This window comes from Janthinobacterium amylolyticum (assembly GCF_051380655.1).
GTDB lineage: Bacteria > Pseudomonadota > Gammaproteobacteria > Burkholderiales > Burkholderiaceae_D > Janthinobacterium.
Genome location: NZ_JBNYXL010000002.1, coordinates 525,188 through 542,502, shown reverse-complemented (window position 1 = coordinate 542,502; position 17,315 = coordinate 525,188). Strand labels below are relative to the sequence as shown.

Below are 17,315 nucleotides of genomic sequence, written 5' to 3'. Positions count from 1 at the left end.
ACCCCTTCGTTAGTTTTAAATACGTCTCGTTCGGTGCCTGTCGGCTTACGTGCCCCTGGCGCTAAGCCGACCTACAAATTGATGAATGCCCATGCATGCGCGTAGGTCGGATTAGCCCGCAGGGCGTAATCCGACAGCCGTCAATTTGCCAATGCCTTGGAAACGACTTCCATCACGTCATTCGACAGGCTGGCCTGGCCGGCGACTTGTTCCAGCGCCGTGCGCATGTGGCTTTGCAGCGCGGGCACGTAACGGCGCCAGCGGTCCATGGAACGGGCCAGCCGCGCCGCCACTTGCGGGTTCAGGGCGTCGAGGGCGATGACTTGCTCGGCCCAGAAGGCGTAGCCGCTGCCGTCCGCCGCATGGAACTGCGACGGGTTGCCGTTCGTGAAATTGAAGATCAGGCTGCGCGCGCGGTTCGGGTTTTTCAGGGTGAAGGCCGGATGCGTCATCAGCTGGCGCACGGCTTGCACGTCCGTCGATGGCGCCGCGGCCTGCATGGCGAACCACTTGTCGACCACCAGCGCCTCGTTCTCGAAGTCGGCATAGAAGCTGGCCAGGGCCGCCTGCGCATGCGCGGTGGAGCCGGAATGGATCAGGGCACCCAGGGCGGCCGCGCGGTCCGTCATGTTGCCGGCATGGTCGAACTGCTGCTGCGCCAGCGCCAGTTCCTGTTCGCCCGGGGCGATCAGCAGATACGACAGGGCCAGGTTTTTCAGCGCGCGCTTGCCGGCCGACAGGGCGTCGGGACTGTAGTCGCCCGGCGTCTGGTTGGCGTGGTACTGCGCCAGCAATTCCGGCCTCAGGGCCGCCGCGATGGTACGGCGCATGAACTGGCGCGCCGCGTGGATCGCCTGCGGATCGACTTGCGCCATGCGCTCGGCGATGATGGTTTCCGATGGCAGGATCAGCGCCAGCTCGCGGAAGGCAGGATCGAGCGTTTCATCGGCCAGCAAGGCGCGCTGCGCGGCGATGAAGGTGTCGTCCAGCGCCAGGCTCTCGCCGGCGGCCACCGCGCTCGTCAGCTTGAGCAAACGCTCCATGGCCAGGCGCTGGCCCGCTTCCCAGCGGTTCACCGGGTCGCTGTCATGGCGGAACAGGTGCAGCAGCTCGGCATCCGTGTAGTCGTATTCGAGCACCACGGGCGCGGAAAAATCGCGCAGCAGCGACGGCACGGGCAGTTCCGCCACCTGGGTGAAACGGAAGGTCTGCTGTGCTTCGGTGAGCTCCAGCACCACGCTGGTGGCGCCATCGGTCGCCACGCCATCGACGTGCAGCGGCAGGTCGCGGCCATCGGCGCCCAGCAAGCCGACGGTGACGGGGATGTGGAATGGCAGTTTTTTCGGCTGGCCCGGCGTGGCGGGACAGCTTTGCGACAGGGTCAGCTCGAACGTCTGGCTGGCCGCATCATAGCGCGTGGCGGCCGTGACGACGGGCGTGCCGGCCTGGCTGTACCAGCGCTCGAACTGGGTAAAGTCGCGGCCATTCGCGTCGGCCATGGCGGCGCGGAAATCGTCGCACTGGACGGCCTGGCCATCGTGGCGTTCAAAGTACAGGTCCATGCCCTTGCGGAAGCCATCGCGGCCCACCAGGGTCTGGTACATGCGCACCACTTCGGCGCCCTTTTCATAGATCGTGACCGTATAAAAATTATTGATCTCGACAAAAGAGTCAGGACGCACGGGATGCGCCATCGGGCCAGCGTCTTCCGGGAACTGCGCCTGGCGCAGGGTGCGCACCTGGTCGATGCGCGTGACGGCACGGCCCGTGTCCGTGCCGATCATGTCGGCCGAGAATTCCTGGTCTCGGAATACCGTCAAGCCTTCCTTCAGCGACAGCTGGAACCAATCGCGGCACGTGACGCGGTTGCCGGTCCAGTTATGGAAGTATTCATGCCCCACCACCGCTTCGATGCCGGCGTAATCGACGTCCGTTGCCACGCGCGGATTGGCCAGCACGTATTTGGTGTTGAAGATGTTCAGGCCCTTGTTTTCCATGGCGCCCATGTTGAAGTCGCCCACGGCCACGATCATGAAGCGGTCCAGGTCCAGCTCCAGGCCGAAGCGTTCTTCATCCCAGCGGATGGAGTTTTTCAGCGACTGCATGGCGTAGTCGGTTTTATCCAGGTTGCCGTCTTCCACCCATACCTGCAGCAGCACTTCGCGGCCGGACTTCAAGGTATAGCGCTCTTCCTGGCATACCAGGCGCGCCGCCACCAGGGCGAACAAATACGATGGCTTCTTGAACGGGTCTTCCCACTTGGCGTAATGGCGGCCGTCACCGAGGTCGCCCTCTTCGATCAGGTTGCCGTTCGACAGCAGCACCGGGTATTTATCTTTATCAGCGCGCAGCATGACCGTGTACTTGGCCATCACGTCCGGGCGGTCCGGGAAGAAGGTGATGCGGCGGAAGCCTTCCGCCTCGCACTGTGTGAAGAAGTTATGGTTCGACACGTACAGGCCGGAAAGCGAGGTATTGTCCTGCGGCGCCAGCACGGTTTCAATATCCAGCGTAACCTCGTCCGGCGCCTTCGCGATGGTCAGCATGCTGGCCGTCAAGGTGTATTGCGACGGCTTCAGCACCTTGCCATTCAGGCGTACCATCACCAGCTCGATGTGTTCGCCGTGCAATTCGATGCTGCGGCTGCGGCTGGCAGGGTTGTGGCGCATGCGTATCCGGCTCGCCACCACTGTGCGGGCGGGATCGAGATCGAAACCAAGTTCGACGCTGTCGACCAGGAAGCTGGGCGGCGTGTAATCTTTGCGGTAAATCGTCTGAGGGCTGTCTGTGCGCATAGGGATGTGGGTGGGAGCGGAGGCAAAAGCCTATTTTACCAACACCCGGCCCGGAAAGGACCGATTCACGACCAATACGGCCGCCTATTGCGCTGATTCCGCGCAGGAATGTGGGATTCTCCTGCCGCCCGACATGCTCGGTAACATTCTGTAATAATGAATTGAAACAAATGGAAGTATTCTTATAATATCAGGCGATGCATTGCGTCTACCAACAATGAATTGCAGCTTATCCAAGAAGGAGATCATGCAATGAAACGATATCTCACCATCATGATGGCCGCATTGACCGTGTTGCTGACCGGATGCGCCACCACGATACGCAGCGATGTAACGGCCTTCCATGAATGGCCGGCACAGTTGCACGACAAATCCTATGTCTTCGAAGCCCCCGCTGCCGAATATGACACGCTGGAATACCGCAGCTATCAGAATCTGCTGCGCGCGGAACTGCAAAAACACGGCTTCGGCGAAGCGTCCGGTCCGGATGCCGCCAATTTGCGCGTGTCGATGAATTTCTCGACCGTCGACTATCCTGAGCGCGTGATCCAGGCCAGCGACCCATTCTGGTATGGCCCAGGCTACTGGCCTGGCCGCTATGGCTACCGCTACGGCGCCTGGCCGGGCTATGGCCGCTTTGGCTACAGCCCCTTCTGGTATGGCCCGATGGAAGTGGAAGAAAGCGTGCGCCATAAATACGAACGCGAACTGCGCGTGACGATCGCCGACCGCAAGGGCAAGACCCTGTACGACGTGACCGTGCAATCGACGAGCAACAAGCGCGCCACGTCGCAAGTGATGCCGGCCATGGTGGCCAGCGCCTTTGCCGACTTCCCCGGCCAGAGCGGCGTGCCACGTACGGTCGAAATCAAGGTGGAATAATCCGGCAGCATGTAAAAAACCCGGCTGGTGCAGCAATGCGCCAGCCGGGTTTTTTTATGCCTGCTTTTTTTACGAGTAATACGCTTCTGCCGACAGGGTAAGGACGCCGATCAGCGCCACGGCCAGCAGCAGCACGATCAGCAGGCGGCCGAATTTCGGCGCGCCGTCATTGTCGCCGCCGCTCATGGCACGATGATGGTCGAGCCGGTCGTCTTGCGCCCTTCCAGGTCCGCGTGCGCCTGGGCGATATGGGCCAGGCTGTAGCGCTGGTTGATCTCGATCTTTACTTCGCCGCTGCTGACGACGCCAAACAGGGAAGCCGCCATGTCTTCCAGGTTCTTGCGGTTCGAGGCATAGCTGAACAGTGCCGGGCGCGTGATGAACAGCGAGCCGCGCGACGCCAGTTCGCTCAGGGAAAATGGCGGCACCGGACCGGAAGCGTTGCCGAAGCTGACCATCATGCCCAGCGGCGCCAGGCAATCGAGCGAGCCGGTAAATGTATCCTTGCCGATGGAGTCGTAGACCACGGAGACGCCCTTGCCGCCAGTGATGTCCTTCACGCGCTCGACGAAATTTTCCGTGTTGTAGTTGATGACGTGCGTAGCGCCATGCGCCTTGGCCAGCGCCACTTTTTCATCGGAGCCGGCCGTGCCGATCAGGTTCACGCCCAGCACCTTCGCCCACTGGCAGGCGATCAGCCCCACGCCGCCCGCGGCCGCATGGAACAGCACCGTGTCGCCCGCCTTCAGGGCCACCGTGCGGTGAAACAGGTATTGCACCGTCAGGCCTTGCAGCATCATGGCCGCCGCCGTGTCAAAAGCGATGCGTTCGGGCAGCACCAGCAGCAGGGCCGCCGGCAGGTTGCGCTGCAGCGCATACGCGCCATTGATGCGCGCGGCATACGCCACGCGGTCGCCCACCTTCACTTCCGTGACGCCCTCGCCCACCGCCTCGACGATACCCGCGCCCTCGACACCGAGGCCATTGGGCAGCGGCTGCGGATACAGGCCGGTGCGGAAATACACGTCGATGAAATTGAGGCCGATGGCTTCATGTCTGACGCGCGCTTCGCCGGGACCGGGCGGCGGCAGTTCCACGTCCACATATTCCATCACTTCCGGTCCGCCCGTGCGCTGTACGCGGATGGCTTTGGTGCTAATCGTTGCGCTCATTCTCATCTCCTTGTCTAGGTGTATCAGGCGGCAGCGTTGGCGCGCGCCTGCAGCTGCGACAGCACCAGATGCGCCGACGACAGGTTTGTTGCGCACGCCACGTTATGCACGTCGCAGGCGCGCACCAGGGCGTTGATGTCCGGCTCGTGCGGCTGCGGCGTCATCGGGTCGCGCAGGAAGATCACGCAGTCGATCAAGCCTTCCACCAGCAGCGAGCCGATCTGCAAGTCGCCGCCGAACGGGCCGGAATGCTTGCGCTCGACCGCCAGGCCCAGCTCGTTGATCAGACGCCCGCCCGTGGTGCCCGTGGCCGACAATTCACAACCCTTTAAAAAATCCAGGTACTCGCCCGCCAGGGTAATCATGTCATCTTTTTTCTTGTCGTGGGCAATCAGGGCGATGCGTGTTTTCATGGTGGGAGCGTTTTCAGTGAGTGGAAAGAATTATTTCTTTTTCGACAGCAAGTAAATCCCGGCCAGTACCAGGCTCGTGCCGGCCAGCTGCCAGTTGGTGATCGGTTCGTCGAGGATCATGGCGCCCAGGAACAGGGTCGACACGGGCCCGATCATGCCCGCCTGCGAGGCGACGGGCGCGCCGATGCGCTCGACGGCGATCATCGTCATGAAGACGGGCATCACCGTGCAAAAGATGCCGTTCAACAGTGACAGGCCGTACACGGGCATGGGCTGGATCAGCAGTTCGACGGGGCGCAGGATGAAGAATTGGGCGATGCAGGCAAAGCTGGCCACGCACATCGCGTAGGAAACCAGCCGCATCGAGCCGATGCGTTTCACCAGTTCGCCGGAACCGAGCAGGTACACGGCATACGCGCAGGCCGAACCCAGCACCAGGGTGGAACCCAGCGCCACATTGCTGGCGCCACCCTCCAGGTCGTGCACGAACACCAGCACGATGCCGCAGTAGGACGTGAACAGGGCCAGCCATTGCATGCGGCTGATGCGCTGCTTGAAATACACGGTGGTAATCAAGAGCACGAAGGTGGGCGTGAGAAACAGGATCAGGCGCTCGAGACCGACGGAAATGTATTGCAGCCCCAGGAAATCCAGGTAGCTGGACAGGTAGTAGCCGACCAGGCCCAGTCCGACCAGGCGCAGGCGGTCGCGGTTCGACAGCGGCGGCTCCGTGCGCATCTGCCACCAGGCGATGACGGCAAACACGGGCAGCGAAAAGATCATCCTGAAGGCAATCAGGGTCACGGCATCGATCTGGTAGCGGTACAGCAGCTTGGCAACGATGGCCTTGGTGGAAAACAGCACCGCCCCGCCCACGGCAATGGCCAGGCCACCGAGATAGACGGAACGGGGAATCGGTGCAGGGGATGCTTGCGGGGAACTCGAGCTCATGCCCAGATTGTAAGGCAAAAGCTGGGGTCAGACCCCCGCAGGCGACAGCACAAGCCTCTGAGGGCGCAGGTCGGGTTAGCCCAAAGGGCGTAACCCGACAACACCCCAGTGCTAGGAGACATCCCAAAATCGCAAGCCGACACCACCAGCCGCGCCAGCCATGTTGTCGGATTACGCGCGGCTTTGCCACGCCAATCCGACCTACCTAACTGCCTTTACGCCACCACCACCGCCGCCGCACCTGCCGTCACGGTCGCCGTCGTCACGCGCGCAATCACGTTCGAAGGCGCCGCCGTGCCGACCAGTTTGTTGACCTGCTTGAACTGCGCCACCAGCTTGCCCGGCGTCAGGGTCACCACGGTGTAGCCCTGCGCATCCGTGTTCAGATGCCTGATCCACGGGTTATTGCCCAGGCCGGACAATTGCTGCGCCAGGCCCAGCAGGGTCACGCTGAAGTCGGTGCTCGCTTTCAAGCCAGCCTGCACGGCGGCGACCGTGGCGTCGAGTTGCGCTTCCGGCACGCCCTTGGCCGCCAGGGCGCCACGCAGTTGCACGCGCAGCTGCTCCAGCAGGCTGTCCACGCTCGGCGCCGCCTTGCCCATGGTGTAGTCGAGCAGGTTGACGTCGAGATTGACCGTGCCCACGCCCGTGACGGGAATGGCCAGCGGATAGCTGACGAGGGTGCCGATGTCGCCCATGCTGCCGGCCGCCGACTTCAGGTAGCTGAAAAAGGAATCGGAACTCACGCCCGCCGACACCAGGTCCACCATGACGGGCGTGCCGCCGCCGGCCGCGTCGAAATCGTCGCTGACCGTGCCGGCAAAAAACGAGTGGATGTCGCCGGTAATGGCCACCACGTTGCCGATGGCGTTGTTTTTCAGGTGCGCCATCAGGTTCTTGCGCTCGCTGTTGTAACCATCCCACTGGTCGCAATTGAGCAGGAAGCGCGTGAAGAACGGCGCCAGCGCCGCCTGCTGGCCTGACGCGGCGACAAAGCTCGATGCGGCGCCCTTGGCCTGCACGTCGGGCTTGATCCAGCCGAAGGCGATCACTTGCGCCGCGGCCGCCGGCGAGGCGCTGTTGTACGCCGCCACCGTGATGCCGGCCTGGGCCGCGCTCAAGCCGGCGCCCATGGCGGCCGCGCCCTGCGCACCGGCATTGGCTGCCGCGCCGGCAATGGCCATGGCCGCCGCCTGCGCCACGTTTTGCGCGGCGCCCGCCGTGGCAGCGGCCACGATGGCCGAGGCCAGCGGCACGCTGCCGCCCACCAAGGGCAAGGTGCTGGCGATGGCCTGGCCCACCTTGCCCATGGCGCTCAGGGCCAGCAAGGTGGCAATCGCATCGGTGCCATTCAGGCCCATGCGCAACAATGACACTTCATTGCCCCACAGCTTCCAGGTCGAGGTGGCCGCCTTCATCTTGCCCTTCCACCAGTCGCGCTGCGTGCTGCCCAGCATGCCGACGACGGCCAGCGGGTCCGCGCCCGCCTTGGTGGCGGCGGCCATCTTTTGCCCTTCCACGCTGTCGAACAGCGCCTGCGGCACCAGGTAGCGGCTGCCGATGCTGCCCAGCGGCTTGCCCGTGGCGGGATTGATGCTCGATTCGGGAATCGCATGATCGGCGCGGTACAGGCGCTCGTCCGTCATCACCAGCTGCATCAGCTTGCCGAACTGGAAATCGCGGTAGATCTGGATATTCTGGAACGTCGTCGCGGCGCCATCAAACGTGACGTCGGCCGGCATGTATTCGAACCACGCCTGGTTGGCGCTGCGGCGGCGGTTCGGCTGGTGCAGGTCGCTGCCGTCAAGCGCCACGATGCCTTCATAGGTGGACGCGTCCTGCCAGGCATCGTCCGTGAATTCATGGTCATCCCAGATGGCGATGAAGGCAAAGCGCTCGTGCACGGCCTGCAGGCGCGTGTCGGTGCGGTACTTCTTGTACAGGTAGCGGTAATCGGCCACCGTGGTCGCGTATTTCGCGCCGGACGTGCCGCTCTTGAACGTGCCTTCCGGCAGGACCAAGCGGTCGTGGCGGCTTTCCACGGCGCCGCTCTGGAACGCTTCGCCCACGGTTTCATAGATGTAGTCGCCCAGGTGGACGATGAAATCGAGCGCTTCATTGGCGGCGATGTGCGACAGCGCGCCCCAGTGGTTGATGCTCCAGTCCTGGCACGTCAGGTAGGCGAACTGCAGCTGCGGCACGTCGGCCGTGGCGGCGGGCGCCGTCTTGAAGCGGCCCACGTTCGAGCGCACGTCGCCGGCGATGAACTGGTAGAAATACACCTGGCCCGGCTGCAAGCCCGTCACCTTGTGGCGCAGGGTGTTGTCGAAATCGGCCTTCAGCGGCAGCTTGGCGTCGACGATGGGGGTGCCGGCCAGGGCCGTGTTGCCGCCCAGCGCGGCCGTGTTGTCGGCGGCGCTGACGATCAGGCGTATGGCAACCTCCTCCTTGCCGGCCACGGCGGGGGCGACGGCGTCGAAACTGGCGGGCACGACGCGCGTCCACAGCATGGCGCTGTCGGCGCGCGGGTCGCCCGAGGCCACGCTTTGCGGGAATTTCCAGTCGCTGCCACTGGCCAGGGGCACGCCATGGTCGCTGTAATCGGTGCTGCCGCAGGCGGCGAGGCCAACGGTGGCCACGGAGACGGTAATGAAACCGCCCAATTTCAGAAACTGCCGTCTATCCATGTGACTTGCCATGATGTCGCGCCCTTAATCTTGATTATTCGAGTGGTGGGATGATGCATAACATGAAAGCGCATCACTTTAACAACAAAATGTGTCGGCTTGATGACGGGGCCATGCCGCTTTGCAAGGGGCCGATATGCTAAAATGTCGGCCACAATTGAACACCCGTCTAAGGAAGATTCGACATGGCAGGACATAGCAAATGGGCCAATATCAAGCATAAAAAGGCTGCCACCGATGCCAAGCGCGGCAAAATCTGGACGCGCCTGATCAAGGAAATCACGGTTGCGGCCCGCATGGGCGGCGCCGATATCGCCGCCAATCCGCGCCTGCGCCTGGCTGTCGACAAGGCTGCCGATGCGAACATGCCGAAAGACAACGTCCAGCGCGCGATCAACCGCGGCAGCGGCGGCGTCGATGGCGCCAACTATGAAGAAGTCCGCTACGAAGGCTACGGCGTGGGCGGCGCGGCCGTCATCGTCGAATGCATGACGGACAACCGCGTGCGCACGGTGGCCGAGGTACGCAACGCCTTCAATAAGAATGGCGGCAACATGGGCAACGAAGGCTCAGTCGCCTTCATGTTCCAGCACTGCGGCCAGCTGCTGTTCGCGCCGGGCACCGACGAAGACAAGCTGATGGAAGCGGCCCTGGAAGCAGGCGCCGAAGACGTCATCGCCGACGAGGAAGGCGGCTTCGAAGTGCTGACTCCCGTGCACGATTTCGCCGCCGTCAAGGAAGCGCTGGAAGCGGCCGGTTTCAAGGCCGAAGTGGCTGAAGTCATCATGAAACCGGCGACGGAAACCGTCTACACGGGCGACGACGCCATCAAGATGCAAAAGCTGATCGATGCGCTGGAACTGCTGGACGACGTCCAGGAAGTGTTCACCAACGCCCTGATCGAAAACTAGGCAAAAAACAAGCAGTACACCTCAAGGGCGGCACCGCCGCCCTGCAACCCACACTGAACGAACGGTCCCTATGAAAATTCTGGTAGTCGGCTCTGGCGGCCGCGAACACGCCCTGGCCTGGAAACTGGCCCAGTCCGAACGCATACAGATGGTGTATGTCGCGCCGGGCAATGGCGGCACCGCGCGCGATGCGCGCCTGGTCAATCTCGACATCAGCGACCCGCAATTGCTGGCCGATTTCGTTCAGCAGGAGCACATCGGCCTGACCGTCGTCGGCCCGGAAGTGCCGCTGGCAGCGGGCATCGTCAACCTGTTCCGCTCGCGCGGCCTGAAAATCTTCGGCCCGACGAAAGAAGCGGCACAGCTGGAATCGTCGAAGGACTTCGCCAAGGCCTTCATGCAGCGCCACGGCATCCCGACGGCCGCCTACCAGACCTTCTCCGACGTCGCCCCGGCGCACGCCTACGTCGAGGCCATGGGCGCGCCCATCGTCATCAAGGCTGACGGCCTGGCCGCCGGCAAGGGCGTGGTCGTTGCCATGACCCTGGAAGAAGCGCACCAGGCGGTCGACATGATGCTGTCCGATAACCAGTTCGGCGACGCCGGCGCGCGCATCGTCATCGAGGAATTCCTCGCCGGCGAAGAAGCCAGCTTCATCGTCATGTGCGACGGCAAGAACATCCTGCCGCTGGCCACCAGCCAGGACCACAAGCGCCTGAAGGACAATGACCAGGGCCCGAACACGGGCGGCATGGGCGCGTATTCGCCCGCGCCCATCGTCACGCCGGCCATGCATGCGCGCGTCATGCGTGAAATCATCAATCCGACCATCCAGGGCATGGCCAAGGATGGCATCACGTTTACGGGCTTCCTGTACGCGGGCCTGATGATCGACGACAAGGGCACGCCGAAGACGCTGGAATTCAACTGCCGCATGGGCGACCCGGAAACGCAGCCCATCATGGCGCGCCTGAAGACCGACCTGGTCACCGTCATGGAACACGCCGTCAACGGCACGCTCGACGCCGTGGAACTGGAATGGGACCGCCGCACGGCTGTCGGCGTGGTGATGGCCGCCGCCGGCTACCCGGACGATCCCGTCAAAGGCACGCCGATCGGCGACATCCCGGCTGAAACGCCTGACTCCGTCACCTTCCATGCGGGCACCCGCATCGAAGGCGAGCGCCTGGTCACCAACGGCGGCCGCGTGCTGTGCGTGGTGGGCCTGGGCGACAGCATCAAGATGGCGCAGAAGCAGGCATATGAAGCCGTGGAAAAAATCCACTTCGACGGCGCGCAGTACCGCCGCGACATCGGCTGGCGCGGCCTGAAGCACTGATCCGCCTCTTGATGGCACACGGCAGGGCCGGCGCGGAGCTACTCCGCCCCGGCCCTGTTTTCTTGTGCGCAGGAAAAACGCACTTTTGCGCTAACATTTTGTCTCCCTGACAAATTTGCCGCCCATGACCAGCCATGCCCATCCCGCCCTTGCCGCACTGCGCCAGCTCGGCCTGATCACCGCCACGCAGTTCGACGAGGCCATGGACGAACTGGCCATCCTCGCCCTGGACGAAGACGATGACGTCGACATGCCGCGCCTGGCGGCCAATGCGGATACCGCAGAGACCCTGGCCTGGCTGCTGCGCACGGATCTGCTGCCGCAAGACGCATTCCTGCAGCGGGTGCGCGAGCTGCCGCGCCAGCATGACGGCGCGGCCCTGCAGCAACGCCAGCAGCTGGCCGCCGACGCGCTGCGGCAAGTCAACCGCCAGGCCGTCGACACCCTGTACGACGAAAACCTGATCAACCAGTGGCAGCGCGACGCCGCCCACGCCAGCCTGCCTGCGGACCGCCTGCTGTCCTCGCCGATCGCCGCCCTGCGCGAGATGCTCGCACAAGGCAGCCTGACGGCGCCGCAATTCGAGGCGCTGCGCACGCGCCAGCACGGCTCGGAACTGGCGCGCATCATCGTCGACGGCGCCGTGCGCCAGGCGCGCCGGCAGCGCCCAGCCTACGCGCGCCCGGGCACCTGGCTGCTGGCCGCGCTGATGCTGCTGGTGCTGGCGTTTGCCGGCCGGGCCATCGTCAGCGGCCAGGATGCCGCGCCGCGCGCGCCAGCCATCAAAGGGAACACCATCGAACGCGGCGACTTGCAGCAGCGCGCCGCGCAGGCCGTGGAGCATGCGCGCGTGCCCGGCGCCGGAGCCGCGCTGTCCGTTACGGTGGTGCAGGACGCGGGGCGGGACGGCGCCACGCCGCCGGCACCCTAGGCCACGGCGCAGGCACGGCCCGAAGCGCAAAATTCATCGCCAGGGGGCCTGCGGCGGCCCCGCAGCGGCGGCGCTGATGGCATACTGCTGTTTTGCCACCACCGCGGGGAAACCATGGCCTGGAATGAAGGATATGTGTCGGATATCGAGTACACCAATGGTTTTTACAGCGACCTGAGTCCGCATCACCTCAATTTCAGCTGCATCCTCAACGGCGTCGAGCCGGTGCCGCTGGATCAGCCCTACAATTATTTCGAGCTGGGCTTTGGCCGTGGCCTGACGCTCACCGTGCTGGCCGCCACCAATTCGAATGGGCGCTTCTACGGCAACGACTTCAATCCGGCCCATGTCGCCGGCGCGCGCGCGCTGGCCGCAACGGCCCAGCTGGATAACCTGACCCTGCTGGAAAACAGCTTCGAGGAACTGGCGCAAGGCCGCGTGGACGGGCTGCCGCAGTTCGACTTCATCACCCTGCATGGCATCTACACCTGGGTCAGCCGCGAGAACCGCCAGCATATCGTCGACTTCATCGCGCGCTATCTGAAACCGGGTGGCATCGTCTCGCTCAGCTATAACGCCATGCCCGGATGGAGCTGCGCCCTGCCCCTGCAACGCCTGCTGCTGGAGTTTGCCGCCCACTTCCCGGGCCGCAGCGAGATGCAAATGCAGGCCGGCATCGCCTACGTGCAGCAGTTGCAGAACCTGCAGGCCGGCTATATCACGGCCAATCCCGCGCTGGCGCCGCGCCTCGAGAAACTCATTGAAAGCGATCCGCACTACAGCGTGCACGAGTACCTGAACCAGAACTGGGAACCGCTGTACCACGCCGACGTGATGCGCGACGTGGCGCGCGCCAAGCTCGATTTCGCCGGCTCGTCCGACCTGCATTTCACCTTCCCGGCGCTGTACCTGAATGCCGAACAGCAGGCCACCATCGACCTGCTGCCCGACGCGGCGATGCGCGAAACGATGAAGGACTATTTTTTCAACACCAGCTTCCGCAAGGACGTGCTGGTGCGCGGCGCACGGCGCATGGGCGCGGTGCGCCAGGCCGAATGCCTGGCCGGCGTCCACCTGGCCATGCTGGTGCCACGCGAGCAGATGGTCTTTTCCTTCCAGACCAAGGCCGGCACCGTGACGGGCAACGAGCAAGTCTACGGCGCCGTCTGCGACGCGCTGGCGCGGCGTCCGCATAATCTGGCGGAACTGGCCGCGCTTGACACCCTGCACGGCCAAAGCCTGCACAGCCTGGCGGAAGTGGCGGCCATGCTGGTCACGGGCAGCCAGGTGGTCATGTATTTCAGGGGCGACGCGCAGGCTGACAGTGGCGGCATCACGGCGCACCGCCTGAACCAGGGCATCGCCGCGCAGATCCGCTACGGCGACGACTACCGCCCCCTGTGCTCGCCCCTGACGGGCAGCGGCATCGACACGGAATTTCTCGACCGGCTGCTGTTTTCCGTGCTGACCCAGGACCGCGAACCACCGGAACTGGCCCGCCTGCAGGCGCAGGCCGCCAGCGCCATGGCGCGCTGCGGGCGCAGGCTGCTCAAGGATGGTGTCGCATGCGCCGACGAACAGGAACACCAGCTGCTGCTCAATGCGGCCATCGATGAATTCCTGCGCGACAAACTGCCCGTGCTCAAGCAGTTGCGCATGCTGTAGCCGGCAACGCCGGGAAGCTGGCCGGGCAGCGCTTCCCGGCCAGCCTCGAAACCACGGCGCCAGCGCCGCCCTATCACAAAAACGCGTAACAGGGTACAATCCGTCCTTACTTTTTTATTTCGGCCTCGTCGGCCCACGCGATGTCGTCAACTCCCTCTCCTTCGGCCGTCAAGGCCTATTTGCTCGATTTGCAAAGCCGTATCGTGCAGGCCCTCGAAGCGCAGGACGGCAAGCCCTTCCTGACCGATGCCTGGCAGCGCCCCGAGGGCGGCGGCGGCATTTCGCGCCTGATCGAGGAAGGCAATGTGTTCGAGCGGGGCGGCGTGAATTTTTCGCACGTCACCGGCGCGTCACTGCCGCCATCGGCAGCGGCCGCGCGCCCTGAACTGGGCGGCAAGGCATGGGAAGCGATGGGCGTGTCGCTGGTGCTGCATCCGCGCAATCCGTACGCGCCCACGGTGCACATGAATGTACGCTTCTTCAGCACCGTGAATGCCGATGGCGACCCCGTATGGTGGTTCGGCGGCGGCATGGACCTGACGCCGTATTATGGCGACGCGGGCGACGTGAAGCACTTCCACCAGGTGTGCCATGATGCGCTGGCGCCGTTTGGCGCGGAACTGCATCCGAAGTTCAAGCATTGGTGCGACGATTATTTCTACCTGAAGCACCGGCGCGAAGCGCGTGGCGCGGGTGGCATTTTCTTCGACGACTTCAATGCCCTGGGCTTTGACGACAGTTTCGCCATGCTGCGCAGCGCCGGCGATGCCTTCATCGACGCCTATGTGCCGATCGTGGCGCGCCGCAAGGATACGCCGTACGGCGAACGCGAACGCGATTTCCAGTGCTACCGGCGCGGACGCTATGTCGAGTTCAACCTGGTGTTCGACCGTGGCACCCTGTTCGGCCTGCAGTCGGGTGGCCGCACCGAGGCGATCCTGATGTCGATGCCGCCCGTGGTCAAGTGGCGCTACGACTGGCACCCGGAAGCGGGCAGTCCGGAAGCGGCGCTGTATACTGACTTCCTCGTGCATCGCGACTGGCTGCAGGCGTGACGGAAGCTGGCACGGCGGGCAGTACGGCATGCGTGGCGCTGCTCGGCGGCAGCTACGATCCGGTGCACATGGGGCATGTCGCGCTGGGCACGCATTTTTCCAGCCTGCTGCACGCCGATGAGCTGCGCGTGATTCCGGCCGGCGCGCCCTGGCAAAAGAGCAAGCTGGGCGCCAGCGGCCAGCAGCGCGCCGAGATGGCCGGCCTGGCCTTTGCCGGCCTGCCCTTGCCGGTGGTGATCGACCGCCAGGAAATCGAGCGCAGCGAACATGGCCAGGCCAGCTACACCATCGATACCTTGCGCCAGGTACGCGCCGAGCTGGGTGCGCGCGCTTCCATCGTTTTCCTGATGGGCGCCGACCAGCTGCAGCGGCTCGCGACATGGCGCGAATGGCAGCAATTATTTGAATACGCGCATATCTGCGTCGCGGCCCGCCCCGGCTTCGCGCTGAATGACACAGCAGTGCCGCAAGTGGTCGCCGACGAGTTTTCGCGCCGCCTGGGGACACTGGACAGCATCCGCAACACGCCGCACGGTCTGACTTATCTGGCACAGGACTTCGCGGTGGATATCTCCGCCACCGAAATACGTGCGGCATTACAACGGGGGAATCGGGCAAACTCGCTTGTTTCCCCGCTAGTGCTAGACTATATTGAACAACATAATTTATACAAAAGCTAAATGGACATCAAAAAACTGCAAACCCTCGTCGTTGACGCCCTTGAAGACGTCAAAGGCCAAGACATCGCTGTCTTCGAAACGAGCCACCTGACCAGCCTGTTCGACCGCATCGCGATCGTCTCCGGTACCTCGAACCGCCAAACCAAGGCGCTGGCCGCCTCGGTGCGCAACAAGGTCAAGGACGCCGGCGGCGACATCATCGGCATGGAAGGCGAGGACACCGGTGAATGGGTGCTGGTCGATCTGGGCGACATGATCGTCCACATCATGCAAGCGCCTATCCGCGCCTACTACCGCCTGGAAGAAATCTGGGGCGACACGCCGGTCAAGCTGGGTGCCGCCAAGCGCGCGCCGAAAAAAGCCGCCGGCGACGAGCCGAAAAAGGTCAGCGGCCATCTGGCTGCCAGCAAGGCGAACGTGGAAGCGACGCCCGTGATCGAGAAAAAGACACCGGCCAAGAAAGCCACGGCAGCCACCGCCGCCAAGAAAGCCCCGGCGAAAAAGGCCACCGCTTCCAAAGCCGTCGGCAAGACCGTGAAAGTCGCGCCAACCAAGACCGAGGCGGCTGCCGTCAAGGCCTTGAAAGCGCTGCCGGAGAAAAAAGTGCGCGCGCCACGCGCGGCCAAGCCGGCAGCCGATGCTGCACCGGCAAAAACCGTGATCAAGCGTATCAAAAAAGTCGAAGCGTAAGCCTCGATGCAGCTCATCATCGCTGCGGTCGGCCATAAAATGCCGGCCTGGATAGAGACGGGCTTCGCGGAATACGCGAAGCGCATGCCGCCGGAATTGCGCATCGTGCTGAAAGAAATCAAGCCGGTGGAGCGTTCCGGCAGCAAGACCGCCGCCACGGCGATGGCGCTGGAACGCGAACGCATCGAAGCCGTCCTGCCCAAGGGCGTGCGCATCATCGCCCTCGACGAACGCGGCAAGGACCTGACCAGCGTCGGCCTGTCGCAGCAGTTGATGGCATGGCAGCAGGATGGCCGCGACACCGCCTTTCTGATCGGCGGCGCCGACGGCCTCGATCCGCAACTCAAGGCACGTGCCGAAGGCATGCTGCGCATCTCCAGCATGACCCTGCCGCACGGCGTGGTGCGCGTGATCCTCGCCGAGCAGCTGTACCGCGCCTGGTCGATCACGCAAAACCACCCCTATCACCGCGTCTGAACTCCCCCATGAAAACGGCTGATCACAAGATCTACCTCGCCTCCAAAAGCCCGCGCCGGCGTGAACTGCTGCGCCAGATCGGCGTCGATTTCGAATTGCTGCTGCTGCGCAGCGACGGCCCGCGCGGCGCCGACGTCACCGAGGAAGTCCTCCCTGGCGAATCGGCGCTCGACTATGTCGCCCGCGTGGCGAATGAAAAAGCCGCCTTTGCGTGGGACCTGGTTCGCCGCCGCCACCTGACCCCGCGCCCCGTGCTGGCGGCCGACACCACCGTCACCATCGACGGCGTCATCCTCGGCAAGCCAGCCGACCGCGCGGAAGCGGTGGCCATGCTGCAGCAGCTGTCGGGCCGCACGCACGAGGTGCTCACCTCGATCGCCGTGCACTACAAGGATTTCGCCGAACAGCGCACGCAGGTGTCGCAAGTGCGCTTCGGCGTGCTGTCGCCGGCCTCGATCGCCGCGTATTGCGCCACGCCTGAACCCTACGACAAGGCCGGCGCCTACGGCATCCAGGGTAGCGCCGCGCTGTTCGTCGAGCACATCGAAGGCAGCCATTCCGGCATCATGGGCCTGCCCCTGTACGAAACCGCACAGTTGCTGCGACTGGCAGGTTTGCCCCTGCCCTGATCCCGGGTATGATGTCATTCGTTGCCTCCACTCCCGCG

At 63.9% G+C, this 17,315-nt stretch carries 15 protein-coding genes; 10 read left to right on the top strand and 5 right to left on the bottom strand.

Translation table 11 applies throughout. The features are described 5' to 3' along the window. Positions 1–140: 140 nt before the first annotated feature. The gene (pepN, locus tag ACQ4WR_RS06000; RefSeq protein WP_436485945.1) at positions 141–2,795 is read right to left on the bottom strand and encodes an aminopeptidase N; all 2,655 of its coding nucleotides are present in this window, start codon (positions 2,793–2,795) and stop codon (positions 141–143) included. A 252-nt stretch (positions 2,796–3,047) separates the two neighbouring features. Here pepN and ACQ4WR_RS05995 point away from each other — a divergent pair, with 252 nt between their 5' ends. After that, a complete protein-coding gene (locus tag ACQ4WR_RS05995; RefSeq protein ID WP_436485943.1) occupies positions 3,048–3,677 on the top strand; it encodes a DUF4136 domain-containing protein in 630 nt (209 codons plus the stop codon). A gap of 182 nt (positions 3,678–3,859) precedes the next feature. On the opposite strand, the gene ACQ4WR_RS05990 is transcribed toward ACQ4WR_RS05995, so the two are convergent. The 4 genes from ACQ4WR_RS05990 to ACQ4WR_RS05975 form a co-directional block, all read right to left on the bottom strand. Further along, the gene (locus ACQ4WR_RS05990) at positions 3,860–4,849 is read right to left on the bottom strand and encodes a quinone oxidoreductase family protein (RefSeq protein WP_102296124.1); all 990 of its coding nucleotides are present in this window, start codon (positions 4,847–4,849) and stop codon (positions 3,860–3,862) included. Positions 4,850–4,872: 23 nt separating this feature from the next. Then, positions 4,873–5,262, bottom strand: coding sequence for a methylglyoxal synthase (locus tag ACQ4WR_RS05985; RefSeq protein ID WP_092608131.1), 390 nt, complete (start codon positions 5,260–5,262; stop codon positions 4,873–4,875). A 30-nt stretch (positions 5,263–5,292) separates the two neighbouring features. Then, positions 5,293–6,213 carry a DMT family transporter gene (locus ACQ4WR_RS05980; protein WP_436485942.1) on the bottom strand — a complete coding sequence of 307 codons (921 nt, stop codon included), beginning with the start codon at positions 6,211–6,213 and terminating at the stop codon, positions 5,293–5,295. Positions 6,214–6,428: 215 nt separating this feature from the next. Continuing rightward, positions 6,429–8,900, bottom strand: a complete 2,472-nt coding sequence (locus ACQ4WR_RS05975; RefSeq protein WP_436485940.1) for an alkaline phosphatase D family protein — start codon at positions 8,898–8,900, stop codon at positions 6,429–6,431. A 185-nt stretch (positions 8,901–9,085) separates the two neighbouring features. On the opposite strand from ACQ4WR_RS05975, the gene ACQ4WR_RS05970 reads away from it, so the two are divergent. The 9 genes from ACQ4WR_RS05970 (at position 9,086) to ACQ4WR_RS05930 (ending at position 17,277) form a co-directional block, all read left to right on the top strand. Beyond that, positions 9,086–9,811 (top strand): YebC/PmpR family DNA-binding transcriptional regulator, encoded by a 726-nt coding sequence (locus ACQ4WR_RS05970; protein WP_092796020.1) that lies wholly within the window; start codon positions 9,086–9,088, stop codon positions 9,809–9,811. 70 nt (positions 9,812–9,881) lie between these two features. Next, positions 9,882–11,150: a phosphoribosylamine--glycine ligase gene (purD, locus tag ACQ4WR_RS05965; RefSeq protein WP_436485939.1), complete on the top strand. Its 1,269-nt coding sequence runs from the start codon at positions 9,882–9,884 to the stop codon at positions 11,148–11,150. A 124-nt stretch (positions 11,151–11,274) separates the two neighbouring features. Then, positions 11,275–12,081, top strand: coding sequence for a hypothetical protein (locus ACQ4WR_RS05960; RefSeq protein ID WP_436485937.1), 807 nt, complete (start codon positions 11,275–11,277; stop codon positions 12,079–12,081). A gap of 114 nt (positions 12,082–12,195) precedes the next feature. Then, positions 12,196–13,746, top strand: a complete 1,551-nt coding sequence (locus ACQ4WR_RS05955) for a class I SAM-dependent methyltransferase (protein ID WP_436485935.1) — start codon at positions 12,196–12,198, stop codon at positions 13,744–13,746. A gap of 140 nt (positions 13,747–13,886) precedes the next feature. After that, positions 13,887–14,801: an oxygen-dependent coproporphyrinogen oxidase gene (gene hemF / locus ACQ4WR_RS05950; RefSeq protein ID WP_436485933.1), complete on the top strand. Its 915-nt coding sequence runs from the start codon at positions 13,887–13,889 to the stop codon at positions 14,799–14,801. Beyond that, complete coding sequence (nadD, locus tag ACQ4WR_RS05945; RefSeq protein WP_436485931.1) at positions 14,798–15,481, top strand: nicotinate-nucleotide adenylyltransferase; 684 nt, start codon at positions 14,798–14,800, stop codon at positions 15,479–15,481. Before hemF ends, nadD begins: the two co-directional genes overlap by 4 nt. Continuing rightward, positions 15,482–16,171 carry a ribosome silencing factor gene (gene rsfS / locus ACQ4WR_RS05940; RefSeq protein WP_102294237.1) on the top strand — a complete coding sequence of 230 codons (690 nt, stop codon included), beginning with the start codon at positions 15,482–15,484 and terminating at the stop codon, positions 16,169–16,171. It begins immediately after the preceding gene. A gap of 6 nt (positions 16,172–16,177) precedes the next feature. Next, a complete protein-coding gene (gene rlmH, locus ACQ4WR_RS05935; RefSeq protein WP_034747108.1) occupies positions 16,178–16,648 on the top strand; it encodes a 23S rRNA (pseudouridine(1915)-N(3))-methyltransferase RlmH in 471 nt (156 codons plus the stop codon). An 8-nt stretch (positions 16,649–16,656) separates the two neighbouring features. Further along, entirely contained in the window at positions 16,657–17,277 is a 621-nt protein-coding gene (locus ACQ4WR_RS05930; RefSeq protein ID WP_436485929.1) for a Maf family protein, read from the top strand. Positions 17,278–17,315: the final 38 nt, after the last annotated feature.